The organism is Streptomyces sp. STAM6, from assembly GCF_054963715.1.
On sequence record NZ_JBUEFZ010000093.1, the window covers coordinates 1 to 527 of the forward strand.

At 69.6% G+C, this 527-nt stretch carries 1 protein-coding gene; it reads left to right on the top strand.

All coding sequences use genetic code 11. The features are described from left to right. Positions 1-33: 33 nt before the first annotated feature. On the top strand, positions 34-513 hold the full coding sequence (locus tag ACY34K_RS33870; RefSeq protein ID WP_462754113.1) for a hypothetical protein: 480 nt from the start codon (positions 34-36) through the stop codon (positions 511-513). The last annotated feature ends 14 nt before the right edge of the window (positions 514-527 follow it).

The following is a 527-nucleotide window of genomic DNA, read 5'->3' on the forward strand; positions in this document are numbered from 1 at the left end:
TTTGTGCACAGGTCAATGAAGGGCCACGTTTTCATGCGCAAGTTTCCGCAGATCGCGCTCGTCGTCGCAGCAGCCGGCGGTCTGACCGCCGTCGGAGCCGGCCCCAGCGCCGCGGCACCGGCCACCTACAACGGCGCCCCGCCCCCCGTCTCACAGCCGGACGCCCAGGCCACCTCCGCGACCTCCTCACAAGCCTCCGCCCAGACCTACGGCCCCCAGACACAGCAGGCCGCCCCACAGCCCGGCACCCAGGTCAACCCCCAGCTCAACCCCCAACTGAACCCGCAGATCAGCCCCCAGCTCACCCCCCAGACCCCACAAGCCGCACCCACCGGACACGGCGCCGACGTCCAGCAGGCCAACCTGTTCCGACCCTCCCAGGAATGCAGCCCGCAAAACCTCATCGGCGCAAACGTCCCCGTCGCCCTGCTCGCCGCCTCCCAGACCCACGGCGTCCAGTGCACCCAGGCCAACAGCCAGGCCAACTCCTTCGCCCACGCACAAGCACACTGACGACGAACGGGCAG

Excerpts from the sequence above, each read along its gene's own strand:
- ACY34K_RS33870 (WP_462754113.1), top strand. The coding sequence starts at position 34 with ATGCGCAAGTTTCCGCAGATCGCGCTCGTCGTCGCAGCAGCCGGCGGT.